The sequence below is a fragment of the Terrimonas ferruginea DSM 30193 genome (assembly GCF_000425585.1).
In the GTDB taxonomy this organism is placed as follows: domain Bacteria; phylum Bacteroidota; class Bacteroidia; order Chitinophagales; family Chitinophagaceae; genus Terrimonas; species Terrimonas ferruginea.
Window position 1 is genome coordinate 1 of record NZ_AUDS01000038.1, and the last position, 1,115, is coordinate 1,115.

Consider the following 1,115-nt stretch of genomic DNA (forward strand, 5'->3'; position numbering starts at 1 on the left):
ACGGGCAAACCATAACCGCAGGAGGCAATGGCATAGCCACCTATACAACTCCGTCGTTGATCAACGGTTGTGATAGTACCACCACGCTTAACCTGGTCGTAAACAATTTACCGCCCGTTACACAAACCATTACCATTTGTGCAAATGCATTGCCCTATACCTGGAACGGACAAACGATAACGGCAGGAGGAAATGGCGTAGCCACCTATACTACTCCGTCGCTGGTCAATGGTTGTGATAGTACCACCAGCTTAAATCTTGTTGTTAATCCGCTCATCAACACCACGCAAACCATTTCGATCTGCGCAAACCAATTGCCCTATACCTGGAACGCACAACCGATCACGGCCGGCGGTAACGCTGTAGCAACATTTACCACTCCGTCACTGGTCACCGGTTGCGACAGTACCACTACTTTAAATCTTATTGTCAATCCACTGATTAATCAGACCGTAAATCTTACTATCTGTGCCAGTAGCATGCCCTATACCTGGAACGGGCAAACGATCAATGCCGGTGGAAATGGGGTAGCTACTTTCACCACACCATCCCTCGTTACGGGTTGTGACAGTACCACCACACTCAACCTGATAGTAAATGCCCTGATCAGCGCAACGGAAAATATCACCATCTGTTCCAACCAATTGCCCTATAGCTGGAATGGACAAAGCATAACGGCAGGTGGTACTGCTGTGGCAACATTTACCACGCCATCAGCCGGCACCGGCTGTGACAGTACCACTACGCTCAACCTCACGGTGAACCTGGTTAAAAATGCGGCGGAAAATATAGTGATCTGCGCGGACGCACTGCCCTACAACTGGAATGGACAAAGCATAACTGCCGGCGGCAACAACGTAGCAACGTTTACCATGCCCTCAACGGAAAATGGTTGCGACAGTACCACTACCCTTAACCTCACCGTCAATCCCGCACCGGCCGTAACACAAACCATCACCATCTGTGCGGATGCATTGCCATACACCTGGAACGGGCAAACCATGACCGCAGGTGGTAATAACGTAGCCACATTTGTTACGCCGTCGATCGTTACCGGTTGCGACAGTACAACAACACTCAACCTGATCGTAAACCCGCTGATCAATCAAACAGAA

At 49.9% G+C, this 1,115-nt stretch carries 1 pseudogene; it reads left to right on the forward strand.

The features are described from left to right. Positions 1-1,115 (forward strand): annotated as a pseudogene (locus tag H608_RS24525) (hypothetical protein); the annotation flags it as partial.